14 protein-coding genes are annotated in these 16,719 nt (G+C 61.3%); 12 read left to right on the top strand and 2 right to left on the bottom strand.

Annotated features, from left to right (window positions below):
- Positions 1-23: 23 nt before the first annotated feature.
- Positions 24-2,441 (bottom strand): endopeptidase La, encoded by a 2,418-nt coding sequence (gene lon / locus QRN20_RS17160; protein WP_004881807.1) that lies wholly within the window; start codon positions 2,439-2,441, stop codon positions 24-26.
- 183 nt (positions 2,442-2,624) lie between these two features.
- On the opposite strand from lon, the gene QRN20_RS17155 reads away from it, so the two are divergent.
- The 4 genes from QRN20_RS17155 to QRN20_RS17140 are packed head-to-tail and all read left to right on the top strand — an operon-like array spanning position 2,625 to position 6,942.
- Positions 2,625-3,302 carry a methylamine utilization protein gene (locus tag QRN20_RS17155; RefSeq protein WP_285360834.1) on the top strand — a complete coding sequence of 226 codons (678 nt, stop codon included), beginning with the start codon at positions 2,625-2,627 and terminating at the stop codon, positions 3,300-3,302.
- A complete protein-coding gene (locus QRN20_RS17150; protein WP_029243175.1) occupies positions 3,299-5,653 on the top strand; it encodes a bifunctional diguanylate cyclase/phosphodiesterase in 2,355 nt (784 codons plus the stop codon). The genes QRN20_RS17155 and QRN20_RS17150 overlap by 4 nt, the downstream gene beginning before the upstream one ends.
- A gap of 3 nt (positions 5,654-5,656) precedes the next feature.
- Complete coding sequence (locus tag QRN20_RS17145) at positions 5,657-6,520, top strand: DUF3034 family protein (RefSeq protein ID WP_029243174.1); 864 nt, start codon at positions 5,657-5,659, stop codon at positions 6,518-6,520.
- The gene (locus QRN20_RS17140; protein ID WP_029243173.1) at positions 6,520-6,942 is read left to right on the top strand and encodes a group I truncated hemoglobin; all 423 of its coding nucleotides are present in this window, start codon (positions 6,520-6,522) and stop codon (positions 6,940-6,942) included. The genes QRN20_RS17145 and QRN20_RS17140 overlap by 1 nt, the downstream gene beginning before the upstream one ends.
- Before the next feature lie 206 nt (positions 6,943-7,148).
- On the opposite strand, the gene QRN20_RS17135 is transcribed toward QRN20_RS17140, so the two are convergent.
- Entirely contained in the window at positions 7,149-8,141 is a 993-nt protein-coding gene (locus QRN20_RS17135) for a GntR family transcriptional regulator (protein WP_162999730.1), read from the bottom strand.
- Between the two features lie 344 nt (positions 8,142-8,485).
- Between QRN20_RS17135 and QRN20_RS17130 the strand changes: the two genes are divergently transcribed.
- From QRN20_RS17130 to QRN20_RS17095, 8 genes are all read left to right on the top strand, one after another.
- Complete coding sequence (locus tag QRN20_RS17130) at positions 8,486-9,865, top strand: amidase (protein WP_413817973.1); 1,380 nt, start codon at positions 8,486-8,488, stop codon at positions 9,863-9,865.
- A gap of 87 nt (positions 9,866-9,952) precedes the next feature.
- On the top strand, positions 9,953-10,834 hold the full coding sequence (locus QRN20_RS17125; protein WP_004881821.1) for a polysaccharide deacetylase family protein: 882 nt from the start codon (positions 9,953-9,955) through the stop codon (positions 10,832-10,834).
- Between the two features lie 27 nt (positions 10,835-10,861).
- The gene (locus QRN20_RS17120) at positions 10,862-12,202 is read left to right on the top strand and encodes an MFS transporter (protein ID WP_004881824.1); all 1,341 of its coding nucleotides are present in this window, start codon (positions 10,862-10,864) and stop codon (positions 12,200-12,202) included.
- A 10-nt stretch (positions 12,203-12,212) separates the two neighbouring features.
- On the top strand, positions 12,213-12,974 hold the full coding sequence (locus QRN20_RS17115; protein ID WP_088234690.1) for an SDR family NAD(P)-dependent oxidoreductase: 762 nt from the start codon (positions 12,213-12,215) through the stop codon (positions 12,972-12,974).
- A gap of 385 nt (positions 12,975-13,359) precedes the next feature.
- On the top strand, positions 13,360-14,109 hold the full coding sequence (locus tag QRN20_RS17110) for an SDR family NAD(P)-dependent oxidoreductase (RefSeq protein ID WP_285360835.1): 750 nt from the start codon (positions 13,360-13,362) through the stop codon (positions 14,107-14,109).
- 22 nt (positions 14,110-14,131) lie between these two features.
- A complete protein-coding gene (locus QRN20_RS17105; protein WP_025996869.1) occupies positions 14,132-14,431 on the top strand; it encodes a hypothetical protein in 300 nt (99 codons plus the stop codon).
- Positions 14,428-15,447 carry a CobW family GTP-binding protein gene (locus QRN20_RS17100; RefSeq protein ID WP_029241565.1) on the top strand — a complete coding sequence of 340 codons (1,020 nt, stop codon included), beginning with the start codon at positions 14,428-14,430 and terminating at the stop codon, positions 15,445-15,447. Before QRN20_RS17105 ends, QRN20_RS17100 begins: the two co-directional genes overlap by 4 nt.
- Complete coding sequence (locus tag QRN20_RS17095; RefSeq protein ID WP_122435365.1) at positions 15,444-16,640, top strand: ABC transporter substrate-binding protein; 1,197 nt, start codon at positions 15,444-15,446, stop codon at positions 16,638-16,640. Before QRN20_RS17100 ends, QRN20_RS17095 begins: the two co-directional genes overlap by 4 nt.
- Positions 16,641-16,719 lie beyond the last annotated feature (79 nt).

The raw sequence follows: 16,719 nt of genomic DNA, 5'->3' as shown, positions 1-16,719 counted from the left end.
ACGCGGAGCGAAGGCTGAACGCCTTAGAACAACACTTTCGCCACGTCGGCAAAGCGTTTGGCGAAGTGCACGGTCAGGCCTTCCTTCAGGTAGTCAGGCAGTTCCTCGAAGTTGCCACGGTTGGGCTCCGGCAGGATCAGTTCGTTGATCTTCTGACGGCGCGCCGCGATGACCTTCTCCCGAACACCACCAATGGGCAGCACATGCCCGGTCAGGGTCAGTTCACCCGTCATGGCCACGCCTTTTTTCGGCGGCTGGTTACGCGCCAGGGACAGCAGGGCGCTGGCCATGGTCACGCCCGCGCTTGGCCCGTCCTTCGGCGTGGCACCTTCCGGCACGTGCAAATGCACGAAAGCTTCATCGAAGAACTTCGCGTCGCCGCCAAACTTCGACAGATTGGAACTGACATAGCTGTAAGCAATTTCCGCCGACTCTTTCATCACGTCACCCAACTGACCGGTCAGCTTGAAGCCGCGGTTCAGTGTGTGGATACGCGTTGCTTCGATCGGCAGCGTAGCGCCGCCCATGCTGGTCCAGGCCAGGCCGGTGATGACGCCTGTGCCTGACAAGACCTGCTCGCTGCGGAACACCGGCATGCCCAGAGATGCTTCCAGATCCTTCGGCCCGATCTTGATGATCGAATCGGGCGCGTCCAGCAGTTTGACGACCGCCTTGCGTACCAGCTTGCCGAGCTGCTTTTCCAGATGGCGTACACCGGCCTCACGTGCATAGCCTTCGATCACGGCGCGCAGTGCGCTGTCGCTGATGGTCAGCTTGTTCTTGGCAACGCCTGCCTTGGCCAGTTGCTTGGGCCACAGATGGCGCTTTGCGATGGCGAGTTTTTCTTCGGTGATGTAGCCGGACAGGCGAATCACTTCCATCCGGTCCAGCAACGGGCCGGGGATCGAGTCCAGAGTGTTGGCGGTGCAGACGAACAGCACCTTGGACAGGTCCAGACGCAGGTCCAGATAATGGTCGAGGAATTCGACGTTCTGTTCCGGGTCCAGGGTTTCCAACAGGGCAGACGCCGGGTCGCCCTGATAGCTCTGACCCATCTTGTCGATTTCATCGAGCATGATGACCGGGTTCATTACCTCTACATCCTTGAGCGCCTGCACCAGCTTGCCGGGCTGGGCACCGATGTAGGTGCGACGATGACCCTTGATCTCCGCTTCGTCGCGCATGCCGCCGACGCTCAGGCGATAGAACGGACGCCCCAGCGACTCTGCAATCGAGCGTCCGACGCTGGTCTTGCCCACACCGGGCGGGCCGACCAGCAGAACGATCGAACCACTGATTTCGCCCTTGTAAGCACCAACAGCAAGGAATTCGAGAATCCGCGCCTTGATGTCATCCAGTCCGGCATGGTGCTGATCGAGCACCTTGCGCGCATGCTTGAGGTCCAGTTTGTCTGCGCCATACACGCCCCACGGCAGGGAACTGGCCCAGTCCAGGTAGTTGCGGGTCACGGCGTATTCCGGCGAGCCGGTTTCCAGCACCTTGAGCTTGCCGATTTCCTCGTCGATCTTCTTGCGTGCCTGAGGCGTCAGGGTCTTGCCTTCCAGACGCTGCTCGAACTGCTCGATATCGGCGCTGCGGTCGTCCTTGCTCAGGCCGAGCTCCTGCTGGATGACCTTGAGCTGTTCCTTGAGAAAGAACTGACGCTGGTGTTCGCCAATCTTGCGATTGACCTCGGCGGATATTTCTTTCTGCAATCGCGCGACTTCAACTTCCTTGCGCAGCATCGGCAGGACTTTTTCCATGCGCTTGAGCATCGGAACGCAGTCGAGTACCTGTTGCAGCTCAACGCCTGTCGCCGAGGTCAGCGCCGCAGCGAAGTCGGTGAGCGGCGAAGGATCGTTCGGACTGAAGCGGTTCAGATAATTTTTCAGCTCTTCGCTGTACAGCGGGTTGAGCGGCAGGAGTTCCTTGATCGCATTGATCAGGGCCATGCCGTAGGCCTTGACCTCATCGGTCGGCTCGTTCGGCTGCTGCGGGTACTCGACTTCCACCAGATACGGCGGGCGATGATGTTTGAGCCAGGTGCGGATCCGCACGCGGCTCAGGCCCTGCGCCACAAACTGTAAACGTCCATTTTCACGGCTGGCGTGGTGAACTTTTACCAAAGTGCCATACTCGGGCAGCGCATTGGTATCGAAGTGGCGCGGATCTTCCTGCGGCGTGTCCATGAAAAACAGCGCCAGGGAGTGATGCTCGGACTTGCTGACCAGCTCGAGAGTCTCGGCCCACGGCTCTTCATTGACGATGACCGGCAGGACCTGAGCCGGGAAGAACGGGCGGTTATGGATCGGGATGATGTAAACCTTGTCCGGCAGGTTCTGGCCGGGAAGGGCAAGCGAGGTGCTGTCGGAACTCAGCGACACGTCGTGCTCGGCTGCATCATTCGGCAAATCTGGCGAGTCTGTCTGCTGGTCGCTCATGGGGCACCTGAGAAGTTGAACATGGCTCTTAGATGGGGCGGGCATCCTCAGGTTTCAATGGCTTTGGTCGATAGTCTGAATAGTGGCGATAAAACCTTTGGTTTCGGGCATCGCCGGGACCTTTCAGTTGTCGCCAGGGCTGGTTTATTTTTTACGGCGCTGCCGTTGCGGGTTGACTCGGTTATGACCAACGTATTTATCTCAGCATTGCTGGCGGGCCTGTGGATGATGTCCGCTGCCAATGCTTCGGCCGCGACCTTCACGGCGCAAATGCTCGACAAGCAGGGCAAGCCTCTGGCCGATGCCGTCGTGACGCTCAAGGGGCCGCCGAGTGCAACGCCAGCAGTGCTCAAGGCGTCCATGGACCAGCGCGATCAGGAATTCGCGCCCCACGTTCTGGCCGTTCACACCAGCACGCAGGTGAAGTTTCCCAACAGCGACAACATCCGCCATCAGGTGTACTCCTTTTCTCCGGCCAAGCGCTTCGAACTGCGTCTTTACGAAGGCACGCCATCAGAGCCGCTGCTGTTCGACAAGCCGGGTGTGGTGGTGCTGGGTTGCAACATTCATGACTGGATGGTCGGCTACATCTATGTCACTGACGACCCCTGGTTCGGGGTAACCGACAGCAATGGTCAGCTCAAAGTCGATCAGATGCCGGCCGGTCACTATCAGGCCACGCTCTGGCATCCGCAGATCGAAGACATGCAGCCGGTGTCAGGTGGCGAATTCGACATTCCCGCCGCAGGCTTCACCCAGCGCTTTACGCTGCCCGTCGTGCCAACCGTTGCCGACGACAAGCCCAGCAAACCGGCGACAGGTGGCTTTGGTGACGCTTTCCACAAGGCAGCCCATGAATGAATCTTAAAGTCAGCTTCCAGGCGCGCATCGCCGGGGTCTTGATCGCCCTGTTGCTGATCGTGGTCTGCGCGGTGTATTTCGCGGTCAAGGTGGCGACCGGCGATGCAGTGCGCACTCAGGCTCAGGCCCAACTGGAAGTGGGTAGCCGGGTCTTCGAACGCCTGATCGATTTGCGCGGCAAGCGCCTGCGCGATGCGGTGCAACTGCTGTCTGCCGACTTCGGGTTCCGCGATGCGGTCGCCAGTTCCGACTCCTCGACCATTCGTTCGGTACTGCTCAACCACGGCAAGCGCATCAACGCGAGCGACATGTTCTTGCTGGGCATGGACGGTGTGGTAATCGCCAGTACCGTTCCCGATGTGCCCGAGGGTTCCAAATTCGTCTACGACCAGGCATTGCGTACCGCCAAACGCAGCGGCCAGTCGGTGCTGATCGTGCCGGGAGGTGGCACGCCGCATCTGCTGGTCGAGAGCACCGTGCTGGCGCCGTTACCGATCGGTCGGGTGGTCATGGGTTTCACCATCGACAGCGACATCGCCGAAGAACTGCGCTCGCTCAGCGGTCTGGAAGTGTCGTTTCTGACCATTGAGGACGGCAAGGCTGGCAATCTGATCAGTACTCAGCCCGAAGCGCTGCACCCCGGTCTGATTGAGCTGATGCGCAGTTCCTCCGGCGGGCAGATGCGCGTCACCGAACAGTCCAACCTGAACTTCCTCAGTCAGACCCTGATGCTTGCCAACACAGGCAATAGTGGCGATGGACAGGTCCTGGCTCTGCTGCAAAGCCCGCTGGACAAAGCCCTGCAGGCCTTCGCGCCGCTGGACGAAAAGATTTTCTGGATATCCATGGCGGCACTGTTGGCCTCGCTATTGGGCACCCTGGCGCTGGCGCGTAGCGTTTCGCTCCCGGTGCGTGAGCTGGCCATCGCCGCCAAGCGTATCGGAGATGGTGATTACGAGACACCAGTCAACATGGCCCGTACGGATGAGCTCGGCATGCTGGCCAATGCCATCAACACGATGCAGCACGGTATCGCGGTGCGTGAAGGGCAACTGGCGCACAACGCGCTGCACGATAACCTGACGGGCCTGCCCAACCGGGCGCTGGTCATGGAGCGACTGGGCAGCGCCATTGCCGCCGAACGGCCGGTGGCCCTCTTGTACCTGAGCATTGAAAACCTCAGCGCGATCAACGAAAGCTCGGGCACCGAAGGTGTCGAGCAACTATTGCTTCAAGTGGGCCAGCGCTTGCAAAGCACATTGCGCGCTGGTGACACCGTCGCGCGGCTGTCCGCCAACGAATTCCTGTTGTTGCTCGACCAGACCACCAGCGACGGCGCGGTGGCGACGGGCGATGCCCTGCAACGGCTGTTCAGCGAGCCGCAGCGGATCGACAACCACGACATCGCGCTTGAGTGCTGCATCGGCATCACGGTCTACCCGGAAAACGGCAATTCGGCTCAGGAGCTGGTCAACCGCGCGGCCATTGCCCGCAAGGACGCCGCGTTCCTGCCGGGCCGACTGCAAATCTATCAGGACGGTCGCGACCTGGCGCACCAGCGGCAGATCAGCCTGATTCGTGATCTGCGCAAGGCGCCGCAAAACGGCGAGCTGATGCTGCATTACCAGCCCAAACTGGATATTCGTCAGGGCACGGTGCGTCAGGCCGAAGCCTTGCTGCGCTGGTCTCATCCGCAGTTCGGTAATGTCTCGCCCGCTGAATTCATCGTGCTGGCCGAGCGGACCGGCAGCATTCATCTGCTGACCAACTGGGTCATCGAAGAAGCCATGCGCCAACTGGCCGAGTGGCGCAAGCGTGGCATGGTGCTGCAAGTGTCGGTGAACATTTCTGCCGATGACCTGTTGGGCGATGACCTGGCCGGATTTGTGGTCGGTCTGCTCAAACAGTACGGCGTGCCTGCCGAGCAACTGGTGTTTGAAATCACCGAAAGCGCAATCATGAGCCAGCCGGAAAAAGCACTGGTGGTGCTGCATAAGCTGCGTGATTGCGGCATCAGCCTGTCGATCGATGATTTCGGTACCGGTTATTCGTCGCTGGCGCACCTCAAGCGTCTGCCGGTGCAGGAACTGAAAATCGACCAGTCATTCGTGCGCGATCTGGACGAGACCAGTGAAGACGCAGTGATCGTGCGTTCCACCATCGAGATGAGCCACAACCTGGGTCTCAAAGTGGTGGCCGAGGGCGTGGAATACCAGCACAGCCTCGACCTGCTGCGTCGCTGGCATTGCGACACTGCGCAGGGTTACCTGATCAGCAGACCGCTGACCGCCGCCGCGTTCGAGACCTGGATCGTCAAAACTCGTGAGTTACCAGGTCTGATGGTGAACTGAACCATGTCCTACAAAACATCGCTGTTGTTGGGTTGCCTGCTGGGCGCGGCCACGCCGCTTGTCCTGGCCGACAACGGTCGTCTAATCGCCACCGGCGGTGCCAGTAACATTGAAGGCAGTGCGGGCGGCGGCATTACGCCGTGGGCAGTGATCACCGGCTACAGCGAGCAGGGGGAGTGGGGCGCGACGGCGTTTGCCACGCACATCAATCTCCCGGATTACAATCTGGATGTGGCGGGCCTTGCCGTCGCCTACGGCAACCGCGTCGAGCTGTCCTACGCGCACCAGCGCTTCGACATCAGCCCGCTGCAGCACAAGCTGAGCCTGCCGGATGACAACCTCAGCCAAGACGTGTTCGGCGTCAAGGTGCGACTGTTCGGTGACCTGATCTATGACAGCCTGCCGCAGGTGTCGCTGGGCGTGCAGTACAAGCACCAGAACGATTTTCTGATCCCGAGCCTGGTCGGCGCGCAGCGTGACTCCGATGTCGAGGGCTACCTGACCGCCAGCCGTCTGTTCATGGGGGCAGCGTTCGGCTACAACGTGCTGGTCAACGGCGGCGTGCGCTATAGCCGCGCCAACGAAACCGGTCTGCTGGGTTTCGGCGGTGATCGCCGTGACACGCGCAGCCTGCTCAAGGAAGGCTCGGTGGCGGTGCTGTTCAACCCGCGCTGGGCCATGGGCGTGGAGTACCGCGAGAAGCCCGACAATCTTTCGTTCGCGGGCGAAAGCGACTGGGCGGACGTGTTCCTCGGTTACTTCCCCAACAAGCATCTGTCCTTTGTGCTGGCCTACGCCCGCTTGGGTGAAATCGCCACGCTGGACAACCAGAACGGCACCTATCTGTCCGTTCAGGGGAGTTTCTGATGAGGCGTTTGGTGATGTGTCTGATGCTGGCCTTGATGGTCGGCTGTGCTCAACAGCAGGTCAAGGATGACGGCCTTTATCAGGACCTCGGGCAGCGTGCAGGCATCCAGCGGATTGTCGAAGGTATGCTGCTCAATGCCGCCAAGGACGACCGGATCGTCGAGCGCTTCAAACGGGTCAACATCGTCTTGCTGCGCGACCGGCTGGTCGACAAGTTCTGCGTGATAGTCGATGGCCCATGCACCTACAACGGCGACAGCCTTGCCGAATCCCACAAGGGTCAGAACCTCAGCCCGAGCGATTTCAACGCACTGGTCGAAAACCTGATCGCCGCCATGGACACCGAAAAAGTCCCGGTGCCCGTGCAAAACCGCTTCATCGCACGTCTTGCTGCATTGCGCGGGGAAGTGATCCGCAAGTAGCGTCATATTTGAGAGCAGACGCAGAGCGTCCTGGGAGGCGTTACCACGCAGGAGCGTGGGAACGATCGGGGTCTCAATCACACTGATCGTGCCCATCGCTTTGCGTGGGCATGCCTCCCGTGACGCGTTGCGTCACACATGGCACGGACTGCGTATTCAGCGAGCCAGGCACATGGCTCAAGTCACTATTTCGGAATGGACGCGGATCAACTCAACCGCGTCAGATACCCCGGCACTTCCTGCTCCGGCAGCACCGACAGCACCTTCAAGCGCTGCAGCATGCGTTGTCTGGCCCGGTGCAGGTGTTCCTTGAGGTTCAGCGCGGCGGCGTCGAAGGCACCGTGCAGCAGCAGTTCGAGAATCATTCGGTGTTCGGCGAGCATGGCTTCATCGGCGCCAATATCCAGCAGCCGATAGAAGATCCGGTTGATGATCATTGGGCTCTGCGCCTGGCTGATCAGGGTGGCAATCTTGCGATTCTGCAGTCCCGCCAGACACTGCTGATGCAGGTCCTCTTCCAGTTGCTCGATCTGTTCCAGGCTGCAGCTTTCAGTGTTTTGCGCCGCGATGACCCTGGCCAGCATACTTTCCAGGCGTTCGCGACTCAGGTGCGGCCCGGTCTGGCGCAAGGCTTCGGGTTCCAGGCAGGCGCGCAGCTCATAATCGTCGGTCACTTCACGCGCTGTCAGCGGCCCGGCCAGCCATTGGGAGTAGGGCTCCTTTTCCACCAGCCCGCGATCACGCAGACGCATCAGCGCTTCACGCACCACGGCGCGGCTGACCCCGAAATGCTCGGCCGCGCTCTGTTCATCCAGGCGGTAATGACCGAAAGCGATGCACGCCGACAGCGCCGCGCCGATCTCGTCATGAATGCGCTCACCCAGCGGCCGGGTGTCGACCAGCTCTTCGCTGCTGTCCAGCCCGAACTGCTTGTGGCTCAGGCTCAGACGCAAGGGTTCGACTGTGCCGCCCTCGGGGTTGACCAGATAACCGCGTCCATCGAACCGGCTGATCAGTCCTTCGTCGTGCAGCAGGTTAAGCGCCTTGCGCACCGGAACGCGGCTGGTGCCGAACAGTTCAGCCAACGGTGCTTCAAGCAGTACCAGTCCATTGGCGACCGCACCCGTGAGGATGGCGTTGCGTAACACTTCACGGATGGTGGCGTAGCGCGAGGCGGTGCGCGGGTCCTCATCTGACATCGTTTTCTTACACTTCTGACGGCTGACGAACAATTCTCGCACAGATGCGTGACTGTCACCTTGAGGTACATCCGCACGCTCACTCATGGGGCCACCGTTACCTATCTGCACTAAAATGTATCTTTTATAAAAGATACATTATTTCATTGTTACAGCCGACGAAGCGTCCTGCGTACCGCGCCTTCAACGTTCGCCCCGTCCATGAAAGGTTTCTAATCCAGCTGTCTTGGGACATTCAGACTTCAGATGCCGCTGCTCCAGAGAACCACGGGCACAAGATTGGCACGGATTCTGCCTTTATTAAATGTACATTTTATTAATAAGTACATTTTTGAAGGTCTGTTATGTCGATGATGGACACTGCGGCTTCCACAATCACGCTTGATGCCTGCGCACTGGCCAGTGACTTCGCTCAGGGCCGGACCGATCCGGTACAGGCGCTCGAACAGGCACTGCATCGAGCCGCCAAGGTTGAGCACGTTTTCATTTCCATGAGCGAAGAGCGTGCCCTTCGCGAAGCTGAAGCGTCAGCTGCCCGTTGGAAGCAGGGTCAGCCGCTTGGTCCGTTCGACGGTGTTCCGCTGGCGTGGAAGGATCTGTTCGATGTGGCGGGTTCTGTGACCACCGCTGGTTCCGCGACCCGTCGGCAGGTCAGCGCCGCTTGCCTGGATGCGCCAAGCGTCGGGCTGCTGGCCCGCTCCGGCATGGTCAGTCTGGGCAAGACCAACCTCAGCGAGTTCGCCTATTCCGGGCTCGGCCTCAATCCGCATTTCGGTACGCCGGTCAATCCGCTCAGCGATGATTCGCCACGGATTCCCGGTGGCTCGTCTTCAGGCTCTGGGGTTGCTGTCGCAGCGGGCATCGTGCCGATCGCGATGGGTACTGACACCGCAGGCTCGATTCGCATTCCCGCAGCGTTCAACGGTCTGGTGGGCTTTCGCAGCACCAGTCGCCGCTACAGCCGCGATGGCGTGTTTCCGCTGGCAATCACGCTGGACAGTGTCGGGCCGCTGACCCGAAGCGTTCGTGATGCGCTGGTGATCGACGACCTGCTGTGCGCACGCAGCAAACCGACCTCGCACGTGCCGCGCAGCCTGGCTGGTCAGCGATTCATCGTCGATCGGGCGGTATTGGATGACACGCGTGTCGAGGCTGCAGTACGCGACAATCTGTTGCGCGCTGTCGAGGCGCTGCGTAGCGCCGGTGCGCTGGTCGAGGTGCGTCCTTGCGAAGCCTTTCAAGCCACCCTGCACCTGATTCAGCACAGCGGCTGGCTGGGCGCGGCCGAAGCGTTTGCTCTGCATCAGCCGTTGCTCGACAGCGATGCGGCCAGCGAACTCGACCCACGCGTGCGCAAGCGCCTTGAAGCGGCCCGGCATATGCCCGCCAGTCTGCTGATCAACCTGTACGCCGCCCGCGAGCGCTTGCAGGAGCGGCTGACCCTCGAGCTGGACGGCGCGCTGCTCATCACCCCGAGTGTCGCCCACGTCGCGCCGCCGCTTGCACCTTTGCTGGCCGACGACGAGCTGTTCATCCAGACCAACCTTGCGACGCTGCGCCTGACCATGCCGGGCAGTCTGCTCAACATGCCCGGCGTTTCGCTGCCCAGCGGCTTCGATGCCAGCGGCCTGCCCACCGGGCTGTTGCTCAGCGCGCCAGCCGGTGAGGACGCCCGGCTGTTGCGCGCGGCACTGGCGGTGGAAGCGCTCTTGCAACGCTCATGAACACCCCTTGAACACCCTATCAACGACTGACCGGCGCCCTTGCCTGATGCGGTGAACCGGTCCGATCAACCAGCAGGAGAAACAACAATGGCTAAAGAAATTCTGTGTGCGTTTGGTGTCGATGTGGATGCTGTCGCGGGCTGGCTGGGCTCTTATGGCGGTGAAGATTCACCGGACGATATCTCGCGCGGTCTGTTCGCAGGCGAAGTCGGCGCGCCACGCCTGCTCAAGCTGTTCGAGCGTTACGGGCTGCGCACGACCTGGTTCATTCCCGGTCACTCCATGGAAACCTTCCCCGAGCAGATGAAGGCGGTGGCCGATGCGGGGCATGAAATCGGCGTGCACGGCTACAGCCATGAGAACCCGATTGCGATGACGCCGGAGCAGGAAGAAATCGTCCTCGACAAGTCCATCGACCTGATCATGCAAGTCACCGGCAAACGCCCGACCGGCTATGTCGCGCCGTGGTGGGAATTCAGCAATGTCACCAACGAGCTGCTGCTCAAGAAAGGCATCAAGTACGACCACAGCCTGATGCACAACGACTTCCACCCGTACTACGTTCGCGTGGGTGACAAGTGGACCAAGATCGATTACAGCCAGCACCCCGACACCTGGATGAAACCCCTGGTGCGCGGTGAAGAAACCGATCTGGTGGAGATCCCGGCCAACTGGTACCTGGATGACCTGCCGCCGATGATGTTCATCAAGAAAGCGCCGAACAGCCATGGCTTCGTCAACCCGCGCCACCTGGAAGAAATGTGGCGCGACCAGTTCGATTGGGTGTACCGCGAGCACGAACACGCGGTGTTCACCATGACCATTCACCCCGATGTTTCCGGACGCCCCCAGGTGCTGCTGATGCTTGAGCGCCTGATCGAGCACATCCAGAGCCACGCGGGCGTCAAATTCGTCACCTTCGACGAGATCGCCGACGACTTCGTGCGTCGCAACCCACGTAACCGTTGATTCATAGCCCTGTCCGAGGCATCACTCATGTCCATATACAACAAGCTTGACCTGACCGGCTGGAAGCCAGAGCAGTTGACGCCGGAGCAAGTTCGCTTCGCCACATGGATAGCCTTTTTTGCGTGGGTGTTTGCGGTATACGACTTCATTCTGTTCGGAACCCTGCTGCCCGAGATCGGGCGGCACTTTTCCTGGAGTGAAGTGGAGCAGGCCGAAATCGCGACTTGGGTTGCGGTCGGTACGGCGGTGGTGGCACTGGCCATCGGGCCGCTGGTGGATCGCCTGGGACGTCGGGTTGGCATCATGTTTACCGTAAGCGGATCGGCCATCTGTTCGGCGCTTACAGCCATTGGTGGGTCGTGGGGCAAGTCGCCGCTGATCCTGATCCGTTCGCTGGGCGGTCTGGGCTATGCGGAAGAGACGGTCAACGCGACCTACCTGAGTGAAATCTATGCGGCGTCGGATGACCCGCGTCTGGCCAAGCGCCGCGGCTTCATCTACAGCCTGGTGCAGGGCGGCTGGCCGGTCGGCGCGTTGATCGCAGCGGGCCTGACGGCGGTTCTGCTGCCGATCATCGGATGGCAGGGCTGCTTCGTGTTTGCGGCGATTCCAGCCATCATCATTGCGATCATGGCGCGTAAGCTCAAGGAGAGCCCGCAGTTCCAGATCCACCAGCGCATCACGCAACTGCGCAAAAAGGGTGACGTCAGCCAGGCACAGGCCGTGGCTCACACCTATGGCGTCGATTACGACGAACACAGTAAGGCAGGCCTAGGTGCTGCGTTTCGCGGCACGTCGTTGCGCGCAACGCTGGTGATCGGCGCAGCCATTCTGCTCAACTGGGCGGCGATTCAGGTATTCAGCGTGCTGGGCACAACAGTGATCGTCAGCGTCCACCACATCTCGTTCGAGAACTCGCTGATCATTCTGGTGCTGTCCAACCTGGTCGGTTACTGCGGCTACCTGAGCCACGGCTGGATGGGTGACAAGATCGGCCGTCGCAACGTGATCGGCCTGGGCTGGATGCTCGGTGGTCTGGCGTTTGCGGGCATGCTCTATGGACCAAGCAACATGCCGATGGTCGTCGGGCTGTACAGCCTGGGCCTGTTCTTCCTGATCGGCCCGTACTCGGCGGCACTGTTCTTCATCAGTGAAAGTTTCCCTACAAGCATCCGCGCCACCGGCGGCGCGATCATTCATGCCATGGGACCTCTCGGCGCCGTCGTGGCGGGTTTCGGCGCGACGTCCGTGCTGAGCGCAGGCGGCGACTGGCAGACCTCGGCGCTGTACTTCGGCGCGCTGCCTTGCTTCCTGTCCGGTGCGTTGATGTTCGCGGCCCGTCACGTGCGTCCTGAAACCGTTAAGTGAGGAATTGCCCATGACTCGTAAAGTTGCACTGGTCACCGGTGCCGCCAGCGGCATCGGTCAGGCCTTGGCCGTAGCGTTTGCCCGGCAGGGTGTGGCGGTGGCGGGCGGGTTTTACCCGGCCGACCCGCACGACCCGGATGAAACCCGTCGTCTGGTGGAAGAGGCGGGCGGCGAATGCCTGATGCTGCCACTGGATGTTGCCAGTACCGAATCGGTGGACAATCTGGCCAGTCAGGCTTTGCAAGCCTTTGGCCGAATCGATTATGCAGTCGCCAACGCAGGCCTGTTGCGTCGCGCACCGCTGCTGGAAATGACCGACGCGCGCTGGAATGAAATGCTCGACGTGGACCTGACCGGCGTGATGCGCACCTTTCGCGCCGCTGCCCGGCATATGGGCAAGGGCGGTGCGCTGGTGGCGATCTCGTCGATTGCCGGTGGTGTGTATGGCTGGCAGGACCACTCGCATTATGCTGCGGCCAAAGCGGGTGTGCCGGGACTGTGTCGTTCGCTGGCCGTGGAGCTGGCGCCGAAAGGCATTCGTTGCAACGCGGTGATTCCGGGCTTGATCGAAACACCGCAGTCGCTGGACAGCAAGAACTCGCTGGGCCCGGAAGGGCTGAAACAGGCCGCCAAAGCGATCCCGCTGGGGCGTGTCGGCCGGGCGGATGAAGTGGCATCGCTGGTGCGTTTTCTGTGCAGTGACGAAGCCAGCTACCTGACCGGGCAGAGCATCGTGATCGACGGCGGCCTGACCGTGCGCTGGCCGGAGTGAGATGACGCAGGTCATGACCGTGCCTGAACGGAGCGACGGGCACGATCAAAGTGTGGGAGGCGGCTTGCCGGCGATGCGTTTTAATGATCGTTCCTACGCTCCGCGTGGGAATGCCTCCCAGGACGCTCCGCGTCCGCTCTTGAATGTGGCGCAGATGCGCGGCCAAGCTCCAGCGTTATCCACGTCATGCGCTTGGCTCACTGAATCCGCAATCTGTGCCATTTGTGACGCGGAGCGTCACGGGAGGCATGCCCACGCGGAGCGATGGGCACGATCAGTGGCGAGGCGGATTTGTGTATAACGCTGAGCGCGGAGCATGGGCATGATCAGCTTACGTAATCAGGCGCTATGGATTTTCCCGGCTACCCGTAACAAGGAATTCACCATGCAGCAACTCAAAGACAAACGCGCCGTGATCACCGGCGCAGGCAGCGGCATCGGCGCTGCTATCGCGCGGGCCTACGCCGTTGAAGGCGCACAGCTGGTACTGGGCGACCGTGATCCGACCAACCTGACCAAGGTCGCCGAAGAGTGCCGCCAGCTCGGCGCGCAGGTGTACGCCTGCGTGGCTGACGTCGGCACAGTCGAAGGCGCGCAGGCCGGTGTCGATGCCTGCGTCGAGCAGTTCGGCGGCATCGACATTCTGGTCAATAACGCAGGCATGCTGACCCAGGCGCGCTGCGTCGATCTGAGCATCGACATGTGGAACGACATGCTGCGCGTCGACCTCACCAGCGTGTTCGTTGCCAGCCAGCGCGCCTTGCCGCATATGCTGGCGCAACGCTGGGGACGGATCATCAACGTCGCCTCGCAGCTGGGCATCAAGGGCGGCGCTGAGCTGACCCACTACTCCGCTGCCAAGGCCGGCGTGATCGGCTTCACCAAATCCCTGGCGCTGGAAGTGGCCAAGGACAATGTACTGGTCAATACCATCGCGCCTGGCCCCATCGAAACGCCATTGGTTGCAGGCATCAGCAGTGCCTGGAAAACCGCCAAGGCGGCTGAGCTGCCACTGGGCCGTTTCGGGTTGGCAGAGGAAGTCGCGCCGGTCGCTGTGCTGCTCGGCAGTGAACCGGGCGGCAATCTGTTCGTGGGTCAGACACTGGGGCCGAACTCCGGCGACGTGATGCCGTGATGCACTTGAGCGAGGACTGATCATGTGTGGACTGTGCGGGCTGTTGGGCGAAGACGTTCACTGGAGCGATCCGCTGAGTGGCGAGCTGCCGAGGCGGCGTGAGCGCTTGCGGCGCATTGCAGCCATCAACAAGGTAGTGGCGCCGTTTCGCTTGAAGGTCGAGGACTTTCAGGGCGTTTCCTATCTGCTGCTGGGCGCTACCGGCAAACAGGAACTGGCGAGCGGCCTTGATCAGTTGTGGCAGAAGGCCGAACTGCTGATCGGCCGACCGCTGGATCCCCTCGATTCCCGCTTGCTTGAACATTTGCAGAGGTCGTCATGAGCATTGCGCTGAACGTGATCACCGGCTTTCTGGGCAGCGGCAAAACCACATTGCTCAAGCGCCTGCTGGCGGATGAGGACATGGGCGACACCGCGCTGCTGATCAACGAGTTCGGTGACGTGGGCATTGATCACCTGCTGGTCGAAGAAGTGGCGCCAGATACCGTTCTGCTGCCCAGCGGCTGTGTCTGCTGCTCGATTCGCGGCGAGCTGAAAGACGCGTTGCTCGGTCTGCTGGAGCGCCGCAGTCGCGGTGAAATCCCGGCGTTTCGTCGTGTGATTCTGGAAACCACCGGTCTTGCCGACCCTGCGCCTATCCTCGCCACGCTGAGTCATGACCCGCAACTGCGCGGGCGGTTCCATGTGGGGCTGATCGTCACGCTGGTCGATGCCTGCCATGCCACGCTGCAGGAGCGTCTGCACCCCGAGTGGCTGGCGCAGGTCGCCGCCGCTGACAGGCTGCTGCTGAGCAAGACCGATCTGGTCGATGAGCCTGCTCTCGATGCACTGCGTCTGCATCTGCAGGCGCTCAATTTCTCCGCACCCCTGCTGGACACCGCACAGGTTCATAGCGGCGATCAGTTGCTGCTGGGGCAGGGCGTACGCAGTGCAGAACCCGCTCAGGAGGTGACCCGCTGGCAACTGCATCGCCCGCAATCCACATTGCCCCGGCATGGCGACGCACAGGTCTGCTGTCTGACCTTCGAGCGGCCGCTGGACTGGGTCGGGTTCGGGGTGTGGTTGTCGATGCTGTTAAGATGCCACGGCGAACGAATCCTGCGTGTCAAAGGACTGCTCAACGTGAATGCCAATCAGACCCCTGTCGTGATCCATGGTGTGCAGCATTGCCTGCATGCGCCTGTCCACCTTGCGGCCTGGCCGGGTGATGATCGCACCTCGCGTCTGGTGTTCATTCTGCGCGGTCTCGACCCTGAGTTGCTGCGACGCTCGTTCGACGTGTTCGCCGCCAGCTTCGCGCCGCCTGTGGCCTCGGCTCAAAGCGAGACCGCTGCATGACCATCACGTTGCGTGTGCTGGGTACCTCCGTCACGTTGCTTGAGTCTCTGCGGGAACGCGCCGAACAGGACCTGGGCATCAAACTGGTCTATCAGATCCACGACGTGCAGACCGCGCAACGCATCGCGGTCATGCAGCCGGACAGTTACGACCTTTATGACCAATGGTTTCACAACGTCGATTTTGTCTGGCCGGCGCGGGCGATTCAGCCTATCGATACGCGGCGCATTGCGCTGTGGCACGAGATCAACGATCTGCCCAAGCGCGGGCGCCTGAGACCCACTGACCAACCCGGCAGCGGCAGTGTGCCCAGCGAGCGTCTGTTCGTGCAGCACGACGGCAGCCTGGGCAGCGCGGTCACCGAGCGCATCAGCATGCTGCCGCTGACCCACAACGCTGACAGTTTTGCCTATCGCCCGGAACGCCTGCCGGACAGCCTGAACCCGTCCGATGAAAGCTGGGGTTGGCTGCTTGATCCGGTCTGGAGTGGACGTATTGCGTTGCAGAGCGATGCCGCCATTGGTGCCCTCGACGCCGCGCTGGCGGTGCAGGGCGCGGGACTGGCGCAGTTCAAGGACATCGGCAACATGTGCATCGAGGAAATCGACCTGCTCGCCGACGTGCTGGTGCGTAAACAGCAACAGGGGCATTTCGGTGCGTTCTGGTCCGACGACGAGGAAGCGGCCGAATTGATGCTCAGCCCGACCATCGATATTCAGAGCTTGTGGTCGCCGACGCTGGTTCGGCTGCATCGAGCAGGTGTGAAATATCGTGTTGCGGTGCCCAAGGAAGGCTATCGCGGCTGGTTCGGCGGGCTGTCCCTGTCGCGCCACGCCAAGGGCCCGGTGCTAGATGCGGCTTATGCATATCTGAACTGGTGGCTGTCCGGCTGGCCGGGCGCGGTGATGGCGCGTCAGGGTTACTACATCGGCAACCCGGCCCGCAGCCGCGATCACTTGAGCGCTGCGGAATGGGACTATTGGTACGCTGGTCTGCCTGCGCGCGAGCAACTGCTGGGCAGTGACGGTCTGCCGCTGATCGATGCCGGGGAAGTGCGCGACGGCGGCTCGTACGAAGAACGCATGGGCCACATCGCCGTGTGGAATTCGGTCATGAACGAGCACAACTACCTCGTTCGGCGCTGGAGCGACATCCTGCGCGCGGGTGGTAAAACGGGTGGGAAAGTACGTTAGACACGGGCAGTGCCCATTGCTCCGCGTCACAAATGGCACAGACTGAGGATTCAGTAAGCCGAGCGCATGACTTGGATAA

The sequence above is a fragment of the Pseudomonas sp. fls2-241-TYG-175 genome, assembly GCF_030209155.1.
Lineage (GTDB): Bacteria > Pseudomonadota > Gammaproteobacteria > Pseudomonadales > Pseudomonadaceae > Aquipseudomonas > Aquipseudomonas viridiflava.
Note: the sequence above shows the minus strand (reverse complement) of the source record. Positions and strands in the feature narration are given on the sequence as shown.